This window comes from Hoeflea sp. TYP-13 (assembly GCF_040932035.1).
GTDB lineage: Bacteria > Pseudomonadota > Alphaproteobacteria > Rhizobiales > Rhizobiaceae > Hoeflea_A.
Genome location: NZ_JBFRBB010000003.1, coordinates 291,504 through 310,133, shown reverse-complemented (window position 1 = coordinate 310,133; position 18,630 = coordinate 291,504). Strand labels below are relative to the sequence as shown.

The window sequence follows — 18,630 nt, the reverse complement described above, 5'->3', positions numbered from 1 at the left end:
CAATCGTTTGTTCAATAAAACATGAAGCAGTTTGGAAGCGTTGTCAACGGTCAAAATCTCAGATCGTCATCGGCCCGGTGGAAGCCCTTACAATCAAGGGACCGGCAGGCAAGGCGGCAACAGCTTCAGGCTGTTCGCCCGCCAACAATTGAATCAGAATCGCCGCCGCCACGCTTCCCATTTCCTCCGTAGGCATGCCGACCGTGCTTAGCGCAGGATACAGCATTTCGGCGATTGCACCGTCGTGCAGAGCAATGATCGACATATCCTCCGGAATTTGCCGACCGGCCTCATGCAGCGCCACCATGGCGCCTGCCGCGGATACCATCGTGGCCGCCATCACCGCCGTTGCATCGCCCCCCAAAAGGTCGAGCATGGCAGATTTGCCGCCTTCAAAAGTGTAACCGGCCTCTTCCACCAAGCTACTATCATAATCAATGCCCGCTTCGCGCAGGGCGTCGCAATAACCTTTCAGCCGCTCGTTGGCATTGAAACCGCCCAGGCGTCCGCTGAGATGTGCTATCCGTCTGTGGCCCAGTGAGATCAGGTAGTCGGTAGCTCGTTTCGCAGCCTCGCGACTTTTCAGAACCACGGCATAATATGCTCCGGGCAATTGGCGATTCAGGAGCACATAGGGCACATTCGCTGCCTCTAGATCAGTACGGAGAACCTCATCTTCGTCCAGGCTGGCGACCAGCAAACCGTCAACTCTGCTGCGTTTTGATAGGTTGGCTATTGTCGTAGCCGTTTCACCGGGCTCCCGGTGCGAAATCAGCAAGGAATATCCCTTGGCGACGGCCGCCCTTTCAGCACCTCGAATAACCGCTGAGAAAACAGGATTGTCCAATTGCGGCACAACGATGCCAAGGGTATAGGTCTTCGAAGTACGCAACGCCCTGGCAACCGAATTCGGAAGATATTCCAGTTCCTTAGCCGATTTGTGTATTCGGTCCTTGGTCTCCTTGCCAACACGCTGTGCCGTATCGCCACGCAAAACGCGTGAGGCGGTCGAAACGTCCACGCCTGCCAGCCTAGCGACATCGTTTAATGTCGCGCGCTGTTTTGAAGACTTTGACATGTGAGCATTACGTTCATTGCGTTTGTTGCCTATTTGAAATGGTGTTAACGGTTGGTCACGGCGTCTCCGAAGTCAACCTCATTTTTGTTCTGAAGCGGCCATAGATGCCGATGGCGCGCGGATTTTTAAAATCCCAAATTCCTGCTCAAATTCGAGCCCGGCTCATTTATGGCATTTGAGGGCTTGTCGAGTGGTCCTGACAATCATCAAGCGGCAGAAATCTGTGGAGAGAACCCGCAATAATTTTGGTCATTTATTGGCTTGAGTTTGATCTCCCGTGGTGACCAGGTGGTGACCAAAGAACCGTTGGCAATTTAATTGATTGATATGAATTTTTAAGTCTTTGTTATTATTATTAAAATTGGCGCACCCGACACGATTCGAACGTGTGATCTCTGCCTTCGGAGGGCAGCGCAGTAATTCCAGACTGCAGACAAAGAAACCACAATCCATTGGGAGCCAACTGCACGGCGTACCTAACAAACGACAATTGGATAACACTGCTCTGAACGCCATTGAGTTCAAGCTGAATACGTTCACGATACTAGCCATATACTGAAGTCGCTGCTTTAAGTTTGACGGGTCTGACGACGACAGGACATGACCGAAACAAATTCAAATCTTGAAACAGATCTCCTTTGCAGCGCTAAAGCCATTGCTGCCGCTTTGGGCTGCAAGCCGAGGAGGATTTATCACATTGCCGAGTGCGGTCGGCTGCCGATCTGGAATGAACCAGGTATCGGCCTGGTAGCGCGCAGGTCATCGCTCGAAACCTATTTCAAAAACCGCGAACAACAAGCACTTGAACGTGGACGGCGATAGATTCAGACTCCGTGTATGGCAAAGATCAGGAAGAGGTCTTGGAGAACAAAAGCAGGCGAGAAGCGTACCGCCGGGCAGCTGAATTACGTCGATGGTGACGGGAACCTGCAGCAGAAGCAGTTTGGAACCAAGCGCGAGGCAGAAGACGAACGCATTCGCGTCGAAGGCCAGATTGCTCGTGGCGTTCATGTGCCCGATAAACGTTCCTTAACCGTGAGCAATGCCGCAAATGCATTTCTCAGTGATTTCGAGAGCCTTGTCGAAGCCGGCAAGCGAGCGCGAATTACGTTGAAGGGATACGAGCAACATGTCCGCTTGCACCTCCTGCCTTTCAATATAGCGAAGTCAAAAATCTCCCGGCTGAGCGGACCGGATTGCGTTGCATTCGCCCGTGAACTGGAAGTAAATCGCAGCGACGATCTCGCCCAGCGCGTATTTTCGACATTCCGTATGATCGTCGACTATTCCGTGGGCCGGGGCTGGATCGGTAGCAATCCGGCACGGGCGATCTCTGTACGCACGGCGCCCGATTGGGATGCCGACCGAGAGCCTCTTGATATTCCTCCAATGGAAGTCCTGAAAAAGCTCCTCCAGGCATCGACGAAATTCGATAAGAGAGGGTGCGCTGAAGCTTTCGTGGGTGTGTTGTTGTTCCAAGCCCTCAGGATTAGCGAGCTGCGCGCCTTGAGCCGACGGTTCATATGTTTGAAGAACCCGACACCCGAAATTCAGGTTCGACGCAAGGCCGATCGCTGGAACAACATTGAACGGGTTAAAACGAAGAACAGCATTCGCGACGTACCCATTGGGCCTCGCACGACCACAGCGCTCCACAAGTGGATGCTCGCATGCCCTCCAGATCAGAATGCTTTGATCTTCGGCAATGGTGTCGGCAAAGTCGAAAGCTATGCCAATCTCTACAATCGGCTTTGGGTTCCGCTGATGGTCTTCGCCGATATTATCAAGGAGCGCGACAAGCCTCCCTTCGGCATGCACAGCCTCCGCCATGCAGGAATATCGTTGTGGATCAAAAACGGCGCTACACCAAAGCAAGTTAAGACCTGGGCTGGCCATGCCAGCATCCAAACGACGTGGGATATTTACGGGCATCTGTGGCGTGAATACCAGGACGAAAGAAACGCCGCCAAAGCGGCTGAGCAGGCTCTGTTCTCCTGACAAACATCAACACGAAATTGAACTGCACAGTCTCATGAAATTTCGCGAGACAAAACGGGTACAAACAGGCACCCGCATGTCAAATCCATGTCAAACGGAAAATGCGGAAAATCTGACAAGCATTGAAAAACAAGGGTTTTTCGCGTTAACGCGAAAACGGTCATTTTTCAGCGAAATCTTTCTAAGCCATTGAAAAGATTGGTAGCGGGAGACCGCTACCGCTTGAACACCCCGACTGAAAACGCTGCGGTTTTTGTGTTTGTCGCAAAACCAAGCAAGTAACCGATACAACGTTCGAATTGCGACCTGTGTACGTTAACGCTTAGGTTCCGCTTTGGACATGCGACAGAACCAAATCGACAACATGATTGCGTCTTGTATCCAGCCAGTCGGAATCTCCCACATCCCTGCCGTGGGTCGCCGAAAGCGTATAGCAGTTGGATGGATGCAGGTAGCTCATCGATAGGATCGAAATATATAGCTGAAACGCATCGATGTCGCTACGAAGAACCTTTGCCCGCGCGCCCCGATCGAGAAATTCATCGATTGTACCGATCAGATCGACCACCGCATTTGCTACCGGCTGGATCTTTTTGATGAACTTGCCGCGCTGGGTGTTTTCAACACCGGCGATGCGGACAAAATCCGGATTGTTCCGCATATGGCCGAACGCGAACTCGACGAGCCGCTGGATCGCTTCAACCGGCACAAGTACTTGCAGGTTGAGCTGATCAAGACAATTCTCACCTGCCGGACAGGCAACGCGAACGAATAATGCAGCACTTCAAATCGGCAAACTCAGCACAACGATTTCTGTCCACCAACGCTGCCGTTTACAACAACTTCAACGTCTAACGTCATCTGATTTCCCGAAATACATTGCGCCAGTTTCGCGGCGAAGCGATGAACATATGGCAGATCATGACGGCCGCAGGGTGAGTGATTTCTCCCTGCAGATTTTATGCCACTGCCGATTGATACCGTGACAACGCCTAATCAAAGCCAATTCGGGGCGACCATGCGGATCACATCCGACCATCGGCGACCGTCCGTTAAGAGATTAACCGGTCAGGTATTCCGTATGTCCATCGACGGCAATCGCTTGACCGGAAATCATCGCTCCACCGGGCGAAGCCAGGAACAGGACCATATTGGCGACATCGTCCGCGCTGACGAAGCCGCGCAAGGACGTGCTGCGCTCGTAAATTTCCTGAATTTCTTCGGGTCTTCGTCCGGACGCTTCCGCTTCACTGGCGATCACCCGGTCCATCCGGTCACCGGAAACGGCGCCCGGACAAATCGCGTTAGCTCGAATGCCGTGCGGCCCCAATTCCATGGCCAGGGATTTGGTAAAACCGATAATGCCCCATTTCGCTGTGGCATAGGGGCTGCGGCCCGGATATCCGAACATGCCAGCGGTCGAGGAAAAGTTGACGATCAAGCCTGCGCCTTGCCTTTTCATATGCGGCACGGCCTTGCGGCTACACAGAAAACTCCCATCGAGCGTAACTGCCAGACAGCGGCGCCAATCATCCAGGATCAGCTCCTCCACGCCGCCAGTGGGTCCGGCAACGCCCGCCACATTGACGAGCAAATCGATGCCACCAAGTTGGTCGAGCGCCGCCGCCATCATGTTATCGACGGAAGCCTCATCACTGACATCGGCCTGAACACCCGCGCCGTCCAGCAATTCTTCCTGAATGTCGCAGCCAAAGACCACATCGCCGCGCTCACGCAATTTTTTGGTAATATGTTTCCCGATCCCGCTACCGGCAGCAGTCACGATTGCACGCATGTCCAAAACACTCCATCCCCAAATGCTTTACACTTCTAGTAGTCTTCGCGGTGCAGTCTCGCAAGCAAGAAAAATGCATGCTTCGGTTATGGCTTTTTGAGCCAATCCGAGGCTCGGTGTTCCACATGTCAAGCGACATCAGTCTGCGGCAGCTGATTATGTATTTGGTGTCAGCTTCCCGTCAGACTTGCCGTATTACTATCTGCAGAATTTTTCGATCCCAATTGGGACCGTGAAGGACTAGTTTTTCCCGCTCGCCAGGCAGAATGGTTCAGCGCTTTCGAAGGCTGCAAAACTTTTGAGCAAGGCATTCTGTCCGCATCTTCTCTTTGGGTTTCCCAACGCGGTTCAGATGTCGCAAGCGTTCCGAATGCCGGGAATAACTTGTTGTAGGGATGATGACCGCGGTCTGCACCTGTGCTGAAAACGCAGTGGAAATGGAGTTTAGGATTCATGCCAAATTGGGAACCCATATATGGAGAATCAATCCCCGGGCAGGTTCGAGCTGCGGAACATGGTGGGTTCACGCTAAAGGTTGCCGCAGTCAATTCTCTGTTCTGTCCCGCGTTTTGGATGGTGACTACAAATCAGGCCAACCTTGTCGTTGGATGCGGATATTCAAATAACCTGGAGGGGGCAAAACAGGCCACACTTGACGCCGTGGCTAACTACCTGGTGGTAATTTCCAACCGCTTTATTCTGCAGGGGTCGGGCGATACATCGCACGTTGTTGAGAAGAATGAAGCAATCGACCTATTACGACGTGGTAAGGTCGAGCCAACGATTGTCAAAGGCAATGTTGCGTTATTACCAACTAAGCGTTTCCTTAATTGAAGAGTGAGTTTCAGTCATGCCGAAGGGCACTGTTTTATGTAACTCTCTTCATTCTGGCCGGTACCGGCGGAAATTTGGTTGCTTCCTTGGCGTCCCTCCCGCTTCAGATCAACATCCGCATGTTGGATGAAATGTCCGGAATCCCGTTTTCATGATCGAGAACAGCATGTGACGGCCGTGCCGGTTTGTTCGCACGATCTACGATTTCAAAACAAGCAGACCGTCAGCGATGTTGTCTGCGGCACTAATCGGAATGGGACTTTGTTTCCTTTCGCAGGATAACCGATGTGCTATAGGTATTGAGTTCTCTTCCAATACGATTTTGCGACTGGGTGTTGGATTGCTGGGACTACGGCTCAGCTTCCATGATGTCGCGGTCGTGGGCATTGCTCTCATAAGCGGCAAGTGGAAATTTACAGACAGCCGACTCGCGGTTTGCTGCCAGAAGAAATTCTTCGGCAAGGCTTCCGTCGATGCGTCCAGTGTGGATCGCATTGCAGAGATTCTTGCCATAATCGAGCACAAATGTCGGTAGCCGCAGGGGTGATCTCACATCCGCCGACCGCACCAACCGCGAACCGTGTCCCATCCGATCGCTCCGCCGATTCCCACGGCTGTACAGTCGTCAGCTTGCCGTCAGCTTTGAACGAGAAGTTGTTCCCGGGAACGCCTCCATGAACCGCTGTCAGGTCGGGCGGATTTTTTGGGCCTTGAAATTTGCTCAATCTACTTTGGATCTGTTCCCCAATAACGAGATGCGTATGTTTCCGATGCATCCTTGCTCAATACGTATCTCCCGGCAGTGTGATTGGGGCGGATCACACTGCCGGTCGTAAAACATGGAGACCCAACGAAGTCGGAATTTTGTCGATTCTTGTCAGGCTTTGATACCTGCGGTTGGCAGACAAGGTCCCACAGAATTCGGTTTCCGGTATCGAGAGACAAGAATGTGTAACGGCCGGAATGCTTCACCGGTTGGCACCCGTTTGTGTTTCCTCGTCCTCCAGTCAGCTGTCGCGACTGCATGACTGTGGAATCTTCCCATAGTCCGAACGCGTCGGATCTGGCGTGACGGTAGCTGGCGGCGTTGAGCTTGTATCGGCGTGAACGGAAGATCGGGTTGATCTGGTCATGCGCGGGCAAGAACCTTCGAGCCTGCCTCTGCGACTTGAGCCGACACATGATTGTCTCGCGCACAGCCATTCAACGACCACTGCCCCGGCAGTATGAATCACACTGCCGGGGCGCTTGCGTTGAGCTAGGACAACCCAAATGGCTTTGCCTGGAGCAAGGGTAGCGTGAGAGTAATCCCAGACAATAACCGCCATCTGATGTTGTCAGCTACCTAGTGTTACCGGTTTGTCTGACGTGAAGCTGACGATCCTCTTAAGCGCAGCAAACCGCTTGCAGCTTGATGCCGTCAGGATCGAGATAGTAGACTGCAAATAGTTTAGACCGCAACGCGGCCCCGGTCCGGATTTACCTTCGCACAATCCACCGTTCCTCATCGCTTGATCGTGATACATTTGCGCCCTAGCTCGGCTGTCGACAAAAACGCAACGGGTGTTCCATTTCCCAGTGCGGCTGGCCTGCCGTCTGCAGAACTTGGACGGTAAAGTAGATACTGCCGTTGCTCAACGAGCTTTGCAGACAACCTACTCCGTATATCATGATGAGTGTCGAAGCTGACAATGAAATAAAGCCAGTGTTTCAACGAGGCCTCACCGCAATCCTGAAATACTATATGGGCACCAAGAGCAACCCCGGCAATGCGACGCGCACTGCCGGGGCACTGGCTCAGGCTGGAGCTCCGCCAATGATCTTCGATTGGAAGAGGGTAGCCAAAAAAGCTCACCCTACCGAAAATCTCCTTTGTAGCGCATGCTCCAGAATAGATGATTATCGCTGAACCTGACGAATAGCTGACAATGCAGTTATAACGGCACCCGCCAGCCAACTAAGCAGGATTACAAACGGCAGATGAAAAACGCTCTTTGGCTGCTAATCTGCCGGCGGGCATGGTGTGGTGGGGCCCCATTTACAATCCATTATTTCCGATAAAGAGCACCGTTGGACAGCAGCAGTTCGAGTACTACTCTTGCACATGAGATCGGCGTCTAAGAGACCGTTTCACATTCTGGATATTCTTTTCACGGAACTCTAACACATACAATTTGAACTCATTGTGCTACGGGATTGGTCCTGACGTCTATTGAAGGAAAGCGGCGCCAGTCATGAACATCAGGATTTCGACAAAACTTATAGCCGGCTTTGTTGCTGTAGCCCTTCTCAACGTTCTTGTCGGAGGCGCAGGGCTATATTTTGTCGATCGAATTAACAAGACGCTGAACAACATCACGGACGTCGCGGCACCAATTGTCGAGAACTCCGACAAACTGATAGCCAATATCCGGGAAGCAACAAAAGTCTCAGAGGAGATAATCGCCGATGAGGAGATGGCTGACGTGTCTATGTTGGTCGAGGAATTCAACGGATTGACCGCGCAATTTGACCAGACATATGCATACCTCAGATCCATGGTAACCGACAGGAAATTAATAGCGGAGTTGATTGTTGCCAGAGATGAACAAAAGAGGTTTGCCAAACACACACACGAAATGGTCGCTGCACACAGCATGGAGCTGGAAAATGAGATTCTTGCGAACCGACTATTGAAGGAATTCGACGCCGCCGGTTCAGTTCTAACGGCTTCCTTGGACGAATTTGCCCGCAAAAACGAAAGTGAGATGGCGGTAGCCGAGGAAGAAGGCGACCGGCTCGAAGTGACAGGTGCCACAGCCGCAGCCATCAATCGTATTTTGGGTGCCCTGTTTGACGAAGATTATCCGGTTGTCGCATCCGCTTTAAAACTCCAGCGCCTGGTTCTGGAAATGCAGGACACTGCCGGCGAATATGTTGCCGAAGAGACAATCGGCAACCTCCCGTCCATCAGGGACGAATTTATTCAACTTCACGAAGCCGCTTTACCACATATCGCAGTCTTGGACCGTCTTGCCGAAACGAAGGAGGACAAGGAAGATGCGGTGGCCCTGGCGTCCATGTTTAAAAACTGGTTATTGCTAGCAAGCAACTCCGGGCAGATATTCGATGTGCACCGACGTATGCTCAACGCAGAGTATCGTGCAGACGCACTCACAGAACAACTGGAAGTGGACGCTGACAAGGTGGCCGAAGCGCTGAACCAAGTTTCCAGTTCCGCACTTGCGATCAGTAAGGGCGCAGATGAACTCGCCGCTGGCGCGGTCGGTCAGGCAACAACGGCCATTGTCACATTGCTGTCGCTGGCGCTCATTATCTCGGCCGGTCTAATCGCAGTTCTCATCAACACCATTATACGCCCTGTAGGCCGAATAACGGAAGCGATGATTAAGCTCGGAAGTAGCTACGATGCAGACAAAAAGCCAATCCTTGATCAAATCAGTGAAATTGACCGCCTTCGCGCAGCATTCGACCATATGGAAGAACGGCTTTCAGAAACAACGCAGGGTCTTGAATCGCTTGTGCAACAGCGTACAGCTGAGTTGCATACAGCCAACGAAAATTTGGAGGAAGAGTTGACTGTTCGACAGTCTCTCGAACAGCAGCTTGTTCGTGCACAGAAACTTGAAGGGCTTGGTACGCTTGCTGGTGGAATCGCGCATGATTTCAACAACATGCTTTATGTCATTATTGGTTGCAATCAACTTGCGCTCGAACAATTACCCCAAAGCGATCCATGCCGCGACCTTCTTCTCAAAGTCGATCAGGCTGCGCAACGATCAAAATCGATTGTGAGTCAAATTTTATTGTTCAGCCGGCAGCGGCTGCCGGATCGCATACCGGTGGAAATCAAGACAGTTGTTGAAGACGCAATTACATTGCTGCGTGCAGCTCTGCCTTCTTCTCTAACCCTGAAAGTCTCCATCGACCACGATTGCTGGACTGTGATGGCGGACCAGACGCAGCTTCACCAGGTTGTTGTAAATCTGATGACCAACGCTTCTCAGGCCTATCCCGACCGAAAAGGCGAAATAGAACTAAAAATGGCAAATGCGATCGTTGATCCGAGCAAGGCCACACACCATGTGGGGCTCGAAACAGGCCCCTACATACATATGACGATTTCTGACAAGGGCAGTGGGATATCAGGAGAGTATCTCGACAAGATTTTCGACCCGTTTTTTACCACAAAACCTGTCGGAGAGGGAACCGGCCTGGGCCTGGCGGTGGTTCATGGCATCGTGAAATCACACGAAGGCGTCATAACGATCTCCAGCGCGGTGGGTCGTGGCACAACCGTAGAGGTCTATTTCCCAGCTTGTGTGAATGCTCATGATCCAGTTGGACCTCATCGGGCCACCGAACACTCAGTGCTGAAAGGAACTGAGCTGTAAATTAGTACAGTAGCGGAAAGTGATAAGCTGCGAGTGACGAGCGCTGAGGATTTCTGAACTCGTGAATGCAATTTTCACCTTCGAGTTAGTCAACCAGCGGTCACGAAGCCAGTTCCAGGCGGATTGTTCACGTTGACGAAACACTGCTCAATTTCCGTTCTAGTCGGCAGTACAATATTCTTTTCCGAGATACCTTCGTTGCGAACTCGGACATTGTTTTTAGCGCGGCTTCCGGCAAACCACTCCTCTTGAAAGAAACTTGGTTCTGCCGGTTTCGGGCGCCTCTCCAAAACCGGCAGAACCCAACCGGACGCCGCGAAGCGGGATCTATTGGATTCAATCCCGCCTAGAAGTCCTCCCACGATTGTTCCTGTTCGGACTTAGCCGCATTGCCGTCAAATCCGAACGCCTGAGTCACGGCTTTAACAATCCGGCGCGCTGGCGACGGAACGCTCTCGCTGGTTTGATCTGCCTCTTTGATCGGAGCAGGCTCTGTATTGGAGAGCTTGAATTCGCCAACCAGACGGGACAGCCCACTCACATCTTCCGCCAACTGATGGGTAACGGCCGTTGTTTCCTCGACCATTGCTGCATTTTGTTGCGTGACCTGATCCATTTGCGTTACCGCTGCGTTGACTTCCTGTACACCGGTTAGTTGTTCGTTGGCTGCGGTGGCGATTGCGGTGATCGCATAGTTGACGTTGGTGACGTGCTCTGAAATCTGGCCCAAGGCATCACCGGTTGCCTTTACCAACTTTACGCCGTTGTTTACCTCATCACCCGACTTGGTGATTAGATCCTTGATTTCCTTGGCAGCGTGCGCGGCCCGTTGCGCAAGCTCACGGACTTCCTGGGCAACTACGGCAAAACCCTTACCCGCCTCACCCGCGCGTGCCGCCTCGACCCCGGCATTGAGCGCCAGCAAGTTTGTCTGAAAAGCGATCTCGTCGATGACGTTGATGATGTTGGAAATCTCGCTCGACGCCGATTCTATACCTTCCATCGCACTGATGGCCTCGGCCACGACCTCACTCGATTTCTCCGCGTCTGTTTGTGCGGCGTTTGTCATCTGAGCCGCTTCGCTGGCCCGTTCTGACGTACCCTTTACAGCGGAAGTGATTTCTTCAAGCGCTGCAGACGATTCCTCCAGCGCTGCCGCCTGTTGCTCAGTCCGGCGCGATAGATCGTCCGCTGCAGTTCGTATCTCCCGGGAGTTGTTGTCGATGGAGCCGGTATTGTCCCAGATCTCGCAAAGCGTCTCGTTGAGCTTCGCTATCGAAGCATTGAAATCCGTACGTAGTTGATCCAATCCCTCCATCAGCGGCTGGTCCAGACTGACCGTCAGGTCCCCCTCCGAAAGGCGCGTCAGCCCGTCGGCAAACGCATCGACAACATACTGCATTTGCCTCGCTTCTGCCTCTTTGGCGGCTTCGCGCTGAGCCTGTTCCGCCTTTTCCTCGGCAACTTTCTGCTCAGCTTCAAGGCGTTCGTTCTCAAGCGCATTTTCCTTGAACACGAGGACAGCATTGGCCATATCGCCGATTTCGTCAGACCGTTCCAAAGCTGGTACTTCGACAGTATTATCTCCGCTGGCAAGCGCCGCCATCGTTTCGGTCATCGCCTTAATTGGACGCATTACTGTCCGCAAGATGGTGATGATCAATGCAACGGCCGCAAGCAGCGCCAAGCCAACGGCAATCGCGACGATCATGTTTGCGTTACTTGTAGTTGCTGCCGCTTGTTCGTCGGCGCTGTCGTTTATAGCGTCAGCCTGTTCGGCTATGGCATCAAGCGTTGCCGCGATTGAGTCTGCTTCATCTTCCAGGACTTCGGCCATATCGTCTGCCTGGCTTTCGGCCTCAAGCATGTCCCTATGAGTGTCAAAAAGCTTTTCATCATCGTTGGCTGATGCAACCCAACTGCTGAACATAACCTCGATGTTTGCTGCATCCTGCGTATCCTCCTGCGTTTCTGCCAGATTTTTGAGGATCGCGATATGACTGGAGGTCTCGGCAAACAAATCCATGAAATTGCTTTGGATCTTGCCAAGGTTTTCAATCGACTCTTCGGCGAAGTATTCGCCGGCTGTGTCCTGCATCTCCATTGTCAGGCGTTCCAGCTTAAGAGCGGCCTCAACAACCGGATAATCCTGATCAAAGAGTTCGCCCAATATCTTGTTGACGGCTGCGCCAGAAGCGCCTGAGGCCTGAAGGCTATCCCCTTTTTCTTCGGCCCTGGCCATTTCCGCTTCGTTTTCTATGGCAAATTCCTCAAGTGCTGTGATAAGCGTTGCTCCGATCTCATCGAAGGCTGCGAGAAGTTCTTTGCCTTTTGCCTCCTCTTGCAGTTCGCTTAGATGAAAGGCGAACATTTGCTGGGAATACTGAACAAACTGCTCGTGCTCCGTTGCAACCGCCTGCAACCGGGCCGTCAGTTTCTTATCAGTGACAATTGCCGCGAGTTCGCCGTGTATCTGAACGAAAGCCGCATCCTGCTCAGCAAATTCCTTTGCTAGCTGCTGCACATCTTCGATTTCCTCATCTGCAATGATTTCTTCCGCAACCTTCGTCGCCTCCCAAATGTTTGCAATGAGATCATCGGCCAATTCGACCGTGGGCGCTGCTTTATCCGTAATTTCATTCAGCGTACCCTCAATCTTGCTGATGTAGTACAACCCCAGCACTCCAACCAAACCACACAAAATGGTGATAACCGAAAGGCCCGATATCAAACGGGCGGCAACGCCAAACCTTCTTGATGAAGCTTGGGCTGCAGTTGGTTCAATACTCATGGTTTCGTCCATTACTATACTCATTGAAGTGTCCCCCGGTTTCACCGACTTCGATTCAAAGATGTGTTTTCAAGGGGCACTGTCCGAACCGGGAATATCGTTCGATAGTGACAGGTTGCCCAATCCATCGGGCAGGCACCGCCAAGGGAAATGCATTGGTAACAGACGCAATACTGTGTTTCCGGTCACTCATCCGCATATCCCAAGGTGGGCCCTTTGCCTCGATACCGTTTTAACCAGTGCAACCATGCATTTGGCTGAACAAAGATGCATCTGTTTAAACGCATTATTTTGTTTAAACAAAATTGGTTAATCGAATGTTATTCCCGAAAAACACTCCCTTGCCATCGATGAGCCTCTGCTGAATCTCGGCGTCAACTTCAGGGGCAAAGGCACCTCAAAACTGCCGGCTATTGCACAATGTCGACAACATCGTCACGTGACAGAAAAGCGGCCATAACATCAGCACTGAAGCCACTGATGATTGAAATACACGGCGCGCCGCATTGCGGCGAGTTGAGATAATGAACGAGCTCTGCGTGCGACTGGAAATTCGCCGAATGCATCAGATGGCTTCAGGCCAGAAGGAAACAAACCCTTCTGCTAATGTCTCTTAGGCGCGGATAAAGACCTTCAGAAAACAACATTGACAAATGTATGACCGCCTTTGGGGTAACCTCTGAAGAAGCAAGCGCTTCAGGATTACAACTGCGGCCGAAGCGAATTTAACTTGCCTTACTTAGTTTCACCTCGGCAAGAACGGCCGCGGTTTTGATCGTTTCTTTTTTGACATTCCACCAATCCGGATCGGGATGCCAAGTGCTTGCCCAATTCGGAAACTCCTCCGCCGGCATCGGACGGGCTATGGCGTATCCCTGCGCCAATTCGCACCCCAACCAGAGCAGCATTTGCCCATGAGCGGGAGTTTCCACTCCTTCTGCAATTACAGGGATCTGAAACGCGGTGGCTAAGCCCATTATGCCTTGAACGATGGCAAAGTCCTCCGGGTCTTCCAGCATGTCGAGCACAAAAGCTCGATCAATCTTAAGCGATGTAACGGGCAGCCGTTTCAGGTGTAGGAGTGAAGAATAACCGGTGCCAAAGTCATCCAATGCAAATCCAACGCCCATTTTTTGACACGCAACCATGTTTTTGGTCACCTGCGATGCGTTTTCCAGTTTGTCGGTCTCAAGAATCTCAAGTTCCAGACACTTCGGATCGACGTTTGGATGGGTTGAAAGGATGGCACGCAGACGAGAAACGAAGTCACCCTGACGAAGCTGTCTGGGACCGATGTTGACGCTTATCGGAATATCTAATCCAGCACTTTGCCACGTTTCAATTTGCGAGAGCGCCGAATCGACCACCCATTCCCCAAGCGCGATAGATTGAGGATGATCATCAAGTGCCCATTGAAACGCGCCGGGGAGCAGCAAGCCGCGCTCGGGGTGTTTCCACCGGATAAGGGCTTCAGCTCCGACAATCGCCCCCGTGCGCATATTTACTTTCGGCTGGTAGTACAGGGTAAACTCTTCTTTCTCAATTGCGCGACTGACCTCTGCCAGCTCCTCATGACGTCCTTTGATTGCTCTGTTTGCTTCGTCGTCAAAAACGTCATGGCGGTTTTTTCCAGTCAACTTTACATGGTACATGGCCTGGTCGGCTTGACGTAAAAGCTGATCTGCTTCCACGATTTCAGGCTGCGGAAAAAAGGTCACTCCAATGCTTGCGGAGACGCTGAGCGAAAGCCCCGATTCATCCAGTGAAATTGTAGCTGCCCCGAGCAACCGATCCAATATCGGCCTTGCAGCATCTACGCTTCTCAAATCGGTAAGAACGGCTACAAACTCATCGCCGCCCAACCGCGCAAGCGTGTCAGACTTGCGCAGAGCTTTTCTCATACGATCAGAAATCGTGATGAGCAGATTGTCGCCGGCTTCGTGTCCATGAGTATCATTAACGGCTTTGAATCCATCGAGATCGATGTAGGCAACCGCCAAATTCTGCCCCCGCCGCTGCGCCCGATTCATCAGCTTGCATAAACGGTTTGCCAATAATACGCGGTTCGGCAACCCGGTCAGCGCATCAAAATGCGCCAGATGCTCAAGTTGACGTTGATGGTTCTTTGTTTCGGTTATGTCGGAGCACAGAGCAACATAGTGACACACTTCATTTTTGTCATTGCACACTGCGCTTACGGTCAGCATCTCGACATATTCGTCACCGTCCTTGCGTCTTTTCCAGACCTCACCGGTCCACTTGCCTGTTTGCTCCAGCTGCTGCCACAGAGACTTAGCGAACGCCGGATCGTTCCGATTTGAACTGTGATCAAGAATATTTTGGTCGAGGACTTCGCAGCGCGCATAACCGGTAATTTGCGTGAACGCTTCATTGGCATCGATTATGTTTCCCGAAGGGTCGGTAATCGCTATGCCTTCAAGCGCTGATGTGAAAACGCTGGCGGCAAGCTGCAAACTTGCTTCATTTTGTTTTTGTTCGGTTATGTCGTAAAGCGTGCCCGACATACGCAACGGTTTTTTGTTAGCGGACCACTCCACCACTTTTCCACGAACACGAACCCAGAGCCAATCTCCGTTTTTGTGGCGTAAGCGAACCTCGCAATTAAGGTGTTCAAGTTCGCATGAGAAATTCCTTTCAATCAAATCGTTGCAAACTTCCAGATCATCGGGATGTACAAAACCGAACCAGGTTCGCATGTCTATTGGCTCAAGTTCTTCCAGAGTGTAGCCGACTATTTCCACTGAACGATCATTGAACTTTGAGTGGTTCGATTGGACGTTCCATTCCCATGTGCCAACGTCGGTGCCCCAGATGATATCCTGCAATCTCCGCCGCTTCTGATCCAACGCGGCTTCGACTTTATGCCGCCGTTGGATCTCTTTTTGCAGCAGGCGGTTCCATCCCAGAATGAAGAGTAAAATCACAAGCCCGACCGCTATTACGGCCAGGACGATCCGATAATCAATTTCTTCCTGATACCGGACATGAACCCAGTGATTGTAGATCGTGTCCCGTTCCTCGACGGAGATCGAATCCAGCGCTTTTTGAAGGATCGAGACCAGCTCCGGCCAGTCCTTTCGCACCGCCATACCCAGCTCAAAACGGTATGGGGTTTGGCCTGAAATTTTTAGGTTTGTAATCCCTTCATCATGGATAACCTGGCTCACGACCGCAAGATTGCCGACAAACGCAAACGCCCTTCCTCCAGAGACAGCCTCAAGGCCGGCTCGGGCTGTGTTTTCAAGAAGGAGATGCATATCAGGGTGGTTCTTTGCTAGAATTTCGTGTGACGCGTAACTCCTGACAACAGCAACGGTCTTGTCCTTCAGAATTTCCATATCATCGACAGCTTGTTCGTCATCCAGAGTTACAATGACCATTGGGAAGGAAAGATACGGATTTGTGAAGCTCACAAAATTTTCCCGCTCCGGAGTTTTGGCTATCAAGGAAAACGCATCTAGTTCTCGGTTTTTGACAGCCTCCATCATTTCCGGCCACGACCGCTCTATGTCTACATTCACCCTTATTCCGAGCCTCTTTTCCACCAATCGGACATATTCAGCGGCCATTCCCCGATAGTTTCCACTTCCATCAACAAACTCGAATGGAGGCCAGGATACATCCACTGCCAGGCGAATCTCGGGATGGTCCACGAGCCATGATTGCTCGGAGCTGGTCAGTCCTAATTCCGGGAAGGGAATTTCTTCGGCCGATGAAACGCCAAAATTGAAGACACTTAGTTGAAAAAAGAGGATTAGAAAACTGATCGGTACGAAGGGATTTGCGCCACATTTCGGTCCGTATCTCCCGGATGGGGCACGTCGAATGTTCGATTTTACCTTCATAGTCATAATAGCCGTCACCAGCTCCAATGTGCCGAGAACCAGACAAAAACTATCCCGATTCACAATACACTATGTTTAAACGCTCTATATTGTTTAAACATAGTGTGTTAATTGAACATTATCTGATGACAATTTTTGATTTGATTACGCACACAACGCCAAGAAGCGCGCGTTTTGGTGATAGGAAAGGCTAGTTCCAGACTTGGTTCCGAACTTAACGCATCGAAGTGAAGATCAATCACGCAACTGCCGGCGCGTAGATTGAGACAACCCGGCATAACATGGGGCACTGCGACAACCACCCGATGTTTCGGATTGCTTAATAAAAGGGTTTATAGTCAGCCGAGAATATGATTCGTGGCCGCATCAACCGAACACGGATAGAGCATTCAGAATTTACCGATATCAATATGCGAGCAAGTCGAACTAAACCAGAAAAGCGAATTTCCGAAACCCGGGACGAATGGCTCGCTGCTGCTGCAACCGCCATGAAATCGTGGTTTGACGACATCGGTTTTCCCCTTCCGGATATCCACATAATGAGTGGTTTTCCAAGTACAGGATCGCGCGGAGGAAATACGGCTGAATCCTGGGCACAGGAGACCGGGTCATACGTGATTTACGTGCGGCCGGATAGAACTGATCCTGTCGAGGTCACCGCGGCAATTGCGCATCAAATGTGCAGTATCGCAAGTGGACCACGCGACACTCACGGTTACTTATTCAAGCACCTTGCCATTTCGGTCGGATTGCGGGGTAGAAAGAAAGAATCGCAGCCGGGAGCGGTATTTGTCGAGCTGGTAACGCCTATCATAGAGCGCCTTGGCGAGCTGCCAAGCACTGATATGGAGCCAGCGAATCTGAAAGGAAATACCAAGCAAACCACACGACAAATAAAGGTAATCTGCAGTGAGTGCGGCTATGTGGCGAGGGTGTCAAGGAAGTGGCTGAATAGTGTTGGTCCGCCGCTTTGCCCAAAGCACGGCCAAATGACTCAGCAGGATTAACCCACCGAGGGCAACAGGGCTTGGGTCGCGCAGCAAGCACAGTTCGCTCCATGATTCACATTGCCGCTATCGTCATCTATTGGCTTTGATCGACTATTGCGTCCTGAATCTATGTGGTCCGCTTTTGGAAATCGACAACGTTCTCCCCTAAAGCCGACCCAACGCATTCGTCAATTGTGCTCAATAGCTGATTGTGATCCAACGGCTTGTTAAAGACTTTGGTCGCGCCAAATTCCCGTGCCAGTTGAAGCAAGTCAAGGTTTCCGATCCTCGAACCACCCGAAATGGCGATGATCTTCAGGCCAGGATTCTTGTCGCGCAACTCCCGAATGGTCTCAAGGCCGTCCTTCTCAGGCATTATCACGTCAACGATAACGATCTGCGCCGGTGCCTTTGTGTAAAGGGAAATTGCCTCTTCGCCGTTAGATGCCGTCATAACCTCATGGCCCGCCCGTGTAAGTCCAATGTCGAGCATGGAACAAATGAGCGGCTCGTCATCAATCACCAGAATTCGTGCCATAGTCACCCCAAAATTAAACGGCGTCGGTCATTTGACTGCTGACGGCAATCGCGGTCCGACTATGCCTGGTTACTGTCAACTTCTGCCTATTACGGCTGAGCTTGCAAAGCACCCAAGCGGTACCCCGCCCCATCAGACTACGGAGTACCTTCACATTTTGGCGTAAAGGCGAAGAAAAAAGAAGACTTTCTAGCCAACAAGAGAACGATCCCGGTGAGTTGGGTGGCCGTCGGTATATTGCTTCGTGCGAGAATTGAAACTTAAAGGGAAGCAAATCCGGCCCCTTGGTTTGATGAGATCCAATCCGGTTGAAGATAATCCCGGTCAATTTCCACAACTTCACGTTG

At 51.6% G+C, this 18,630-nt stretch carries 11 protein-coding genes and 3 pseudogenes; 6 read left to right on the top strand and 8 right to left on the bottom strand.

Annotated features, from left to right (window positions below):
• Positions 1-58 precede the first annotated feature (58 nt).
• On the bottom strand, positions 59-1,078 hold the full coding sequence (locus ABVT35_RS18550; protein WP_368468327.1) for a LacI family DNA-binding transcriptional regulator: 1,020 nt from the start codon (positions 1,076-1,078) through the stop codon (positions 59-61).
• 600 nt (positions 1,079-1,678) lie between these two features.
• Here ABVT35_RS18550 and ABVT35_RS18545 point away from each other — a divergent pair.
• Together ABVT35_RS18545 and ABVT35_RS18540 are read left to right on the top strand one after the other, a co-directional pair.
• A complete protein-coding gene (locus ABVT35_RS18545; protein ID WP_368468326.1) occupies positions 1,679-1,900 on the top strand; it encodes a hypothetical protein in 222 nt (73 codons plus the stop codon).
• A 15-nt stretch (positions 1,901-1,915) separates the two neighbouring features.
• On the top strand, positions 1,916-3,076 hold the full coding sequence (locus ABVT35_RS18540) for a tyrosine-type recombinase/integrase (protein WP_368468324.1): 1,161 nt from the start codon (positions 1,916-1,918) through the stop codon (positions 3,074-3,076).
• 322 nt (positions 3,077-3,398) lie between these two features.
• Here the strand turns inward: ABVT35_RS18540 and ABVT35_RS18535 are convergent, their stop codons facing one another.
• Complete coding sequence (locus tag ABVT35_RS18535; protein ID WP_368468322.1) at positions 3,399-3,785, bottom strand: hypothetical protein; 387 nt, start codon at positions 3,783-3,785, stop codon at positions 3,399-3,401.
• 26 nt (positions 3,786-3,811) lie between these two features.
• On the opposite strand from ABVT35_RS18535, the pseudogene ABVT35_RS18530 reads away from it, so the two are divergent.
• Positions 3,812-3,928, top strand: a pseudogene (locus ABVT35_RS18530) (IS6 family transposase); the annotation flags it as partial.
• Positions 3,929-4,136: 208 nt separating this feature from the next.
• Here ABVT35_RS18530 and ABVT35_RS18525 read toward each other — a convergent pair.
• Positions 4,137-4,871 (bottom strand): SDR family oxidoreductase, encoded by a 735-nt coding sequence (locus ABVT35_RS18525; RefSeq protein WP_368468321.1) that lies wholly within the window; start codon positions 4,869-4,871, stop codon positions 4,137-4,139.
• A 453-nt stretch (positions 4,872-5,324) separates the two neighbouring features.
• On the opposite strand from ABVT35_RS18525, the gene ABVT35_RS18520 reads away from it, so the two are divergent.
• Both ABVT35_RS18520 and ABVT35_RS18515 read left to right on the top strand, forming a co-directional pair.
• Positions 5,325-5,705: a hypothetical protein gene (locus tag ABVT35_RS18520; RefSeq protein ID WP_368468320.1), complete on the top strand. Its 381-nt coding sequence runs from the start codon at positions 5,325-5,327 to the stop codon at positions 5,703-5,705.
• Positions 5,706-5,934: 229 nt separating this feature from the next.
• Positions 5,935-6,042: pseudogene (locus ABVT35_RS18515) on the top strand (putative sulfate exporter family transporter); the annotation flags it as partial.
• 12 nt (positions 6,043-6,054) lie between these two features.
• On the opposite strand, the gene ABVT35_RS18510 reads toward ABVT35_RS18515, so the two are convergent.
• Positions 6,055-6,294 (bottom strand): hypothetical protein, encoded by a 240-nt coding sequence (locus tag ABVT35_RS18510; RefSeq protein WP_368468859.1) that lies wholly within the window; start codon positions 6,292-6,294, stop codon positions 6,055-6,057.
• A gap of 446 nt (positions 6,295-6,740) precedes the next feature.
• Positions 6,741-6,899, bottom strand: a pseudogene (locus tag ABVT35_RS18505) (IS6 family transposase); the annotation flags it as partial.
• Between the two features lie 1,040 nt (positions 6,900-7,939).
• Between ABVT35_RS18505 and ABVT35_RS18500 the strand changes: the two are divergent.
• On the top strand, positions 7,940-10,099 hold the full coding sequence (locus ABVT35_RS18500) for an ATP-binding protein (RefSeq protein WP_368468318.1): 2,160 nt from the start codon (positions 7,940-7,942) through the stop codon (positions 10,097-10,099).
• Positions 10,100-10,445: 346 nt separating this feature from the next.
• Here the strand turns inward: ABVT35_RS18500 and ABVT35_RS18495 are convergent, their stop codons facing one another.
• The 3 genes from ABVT35_RS18495 to ABVT35_RS18485 all read right to left on the bottom strand — a co-directional run bounded on the left by ABVT35_RS18495 (position 10,446) and on the right by ABVT35_RS18485 (position 18,283).
• A complete protein-coding gene (locus tag ABVT35_RS18495; protein ID WP_368468317.1) occupies positions 10,446-12,902 on the bottom strand; it encodes a methyl-accepting chemotaxis protein in 2,457 nt (818 codons plus the stop codon).
• Between the two features lie 713 nt (positions 12,903-13,615).
• Positions 13,616-16,762 (bottom strand): bifunctional diguanylate cyclase/phosphodiesterase, encoded by a 3,147-nt coding sequence (locus tag ABVT35_RS18490; RefSeq protein WP_368468316.1) that lies wholly within the window; start codon positions 16,760-16,762, stop codon positions 13,616-13,618.
• A 1,110-nt stretch (positions 16,763-17,872) separates the two neighbouring features.
• Positions 17,873-18,283, bottom strand: coding sequence for a response regulator (locus ABVT35_RS18485; protein WP_368468315.1), 411 nt, complete (start codon positions 18,281-18,283; stop codon positions 17,873-17,875).
• Positions 18,284-18,630: the final 347 nt, after the last annotated feature.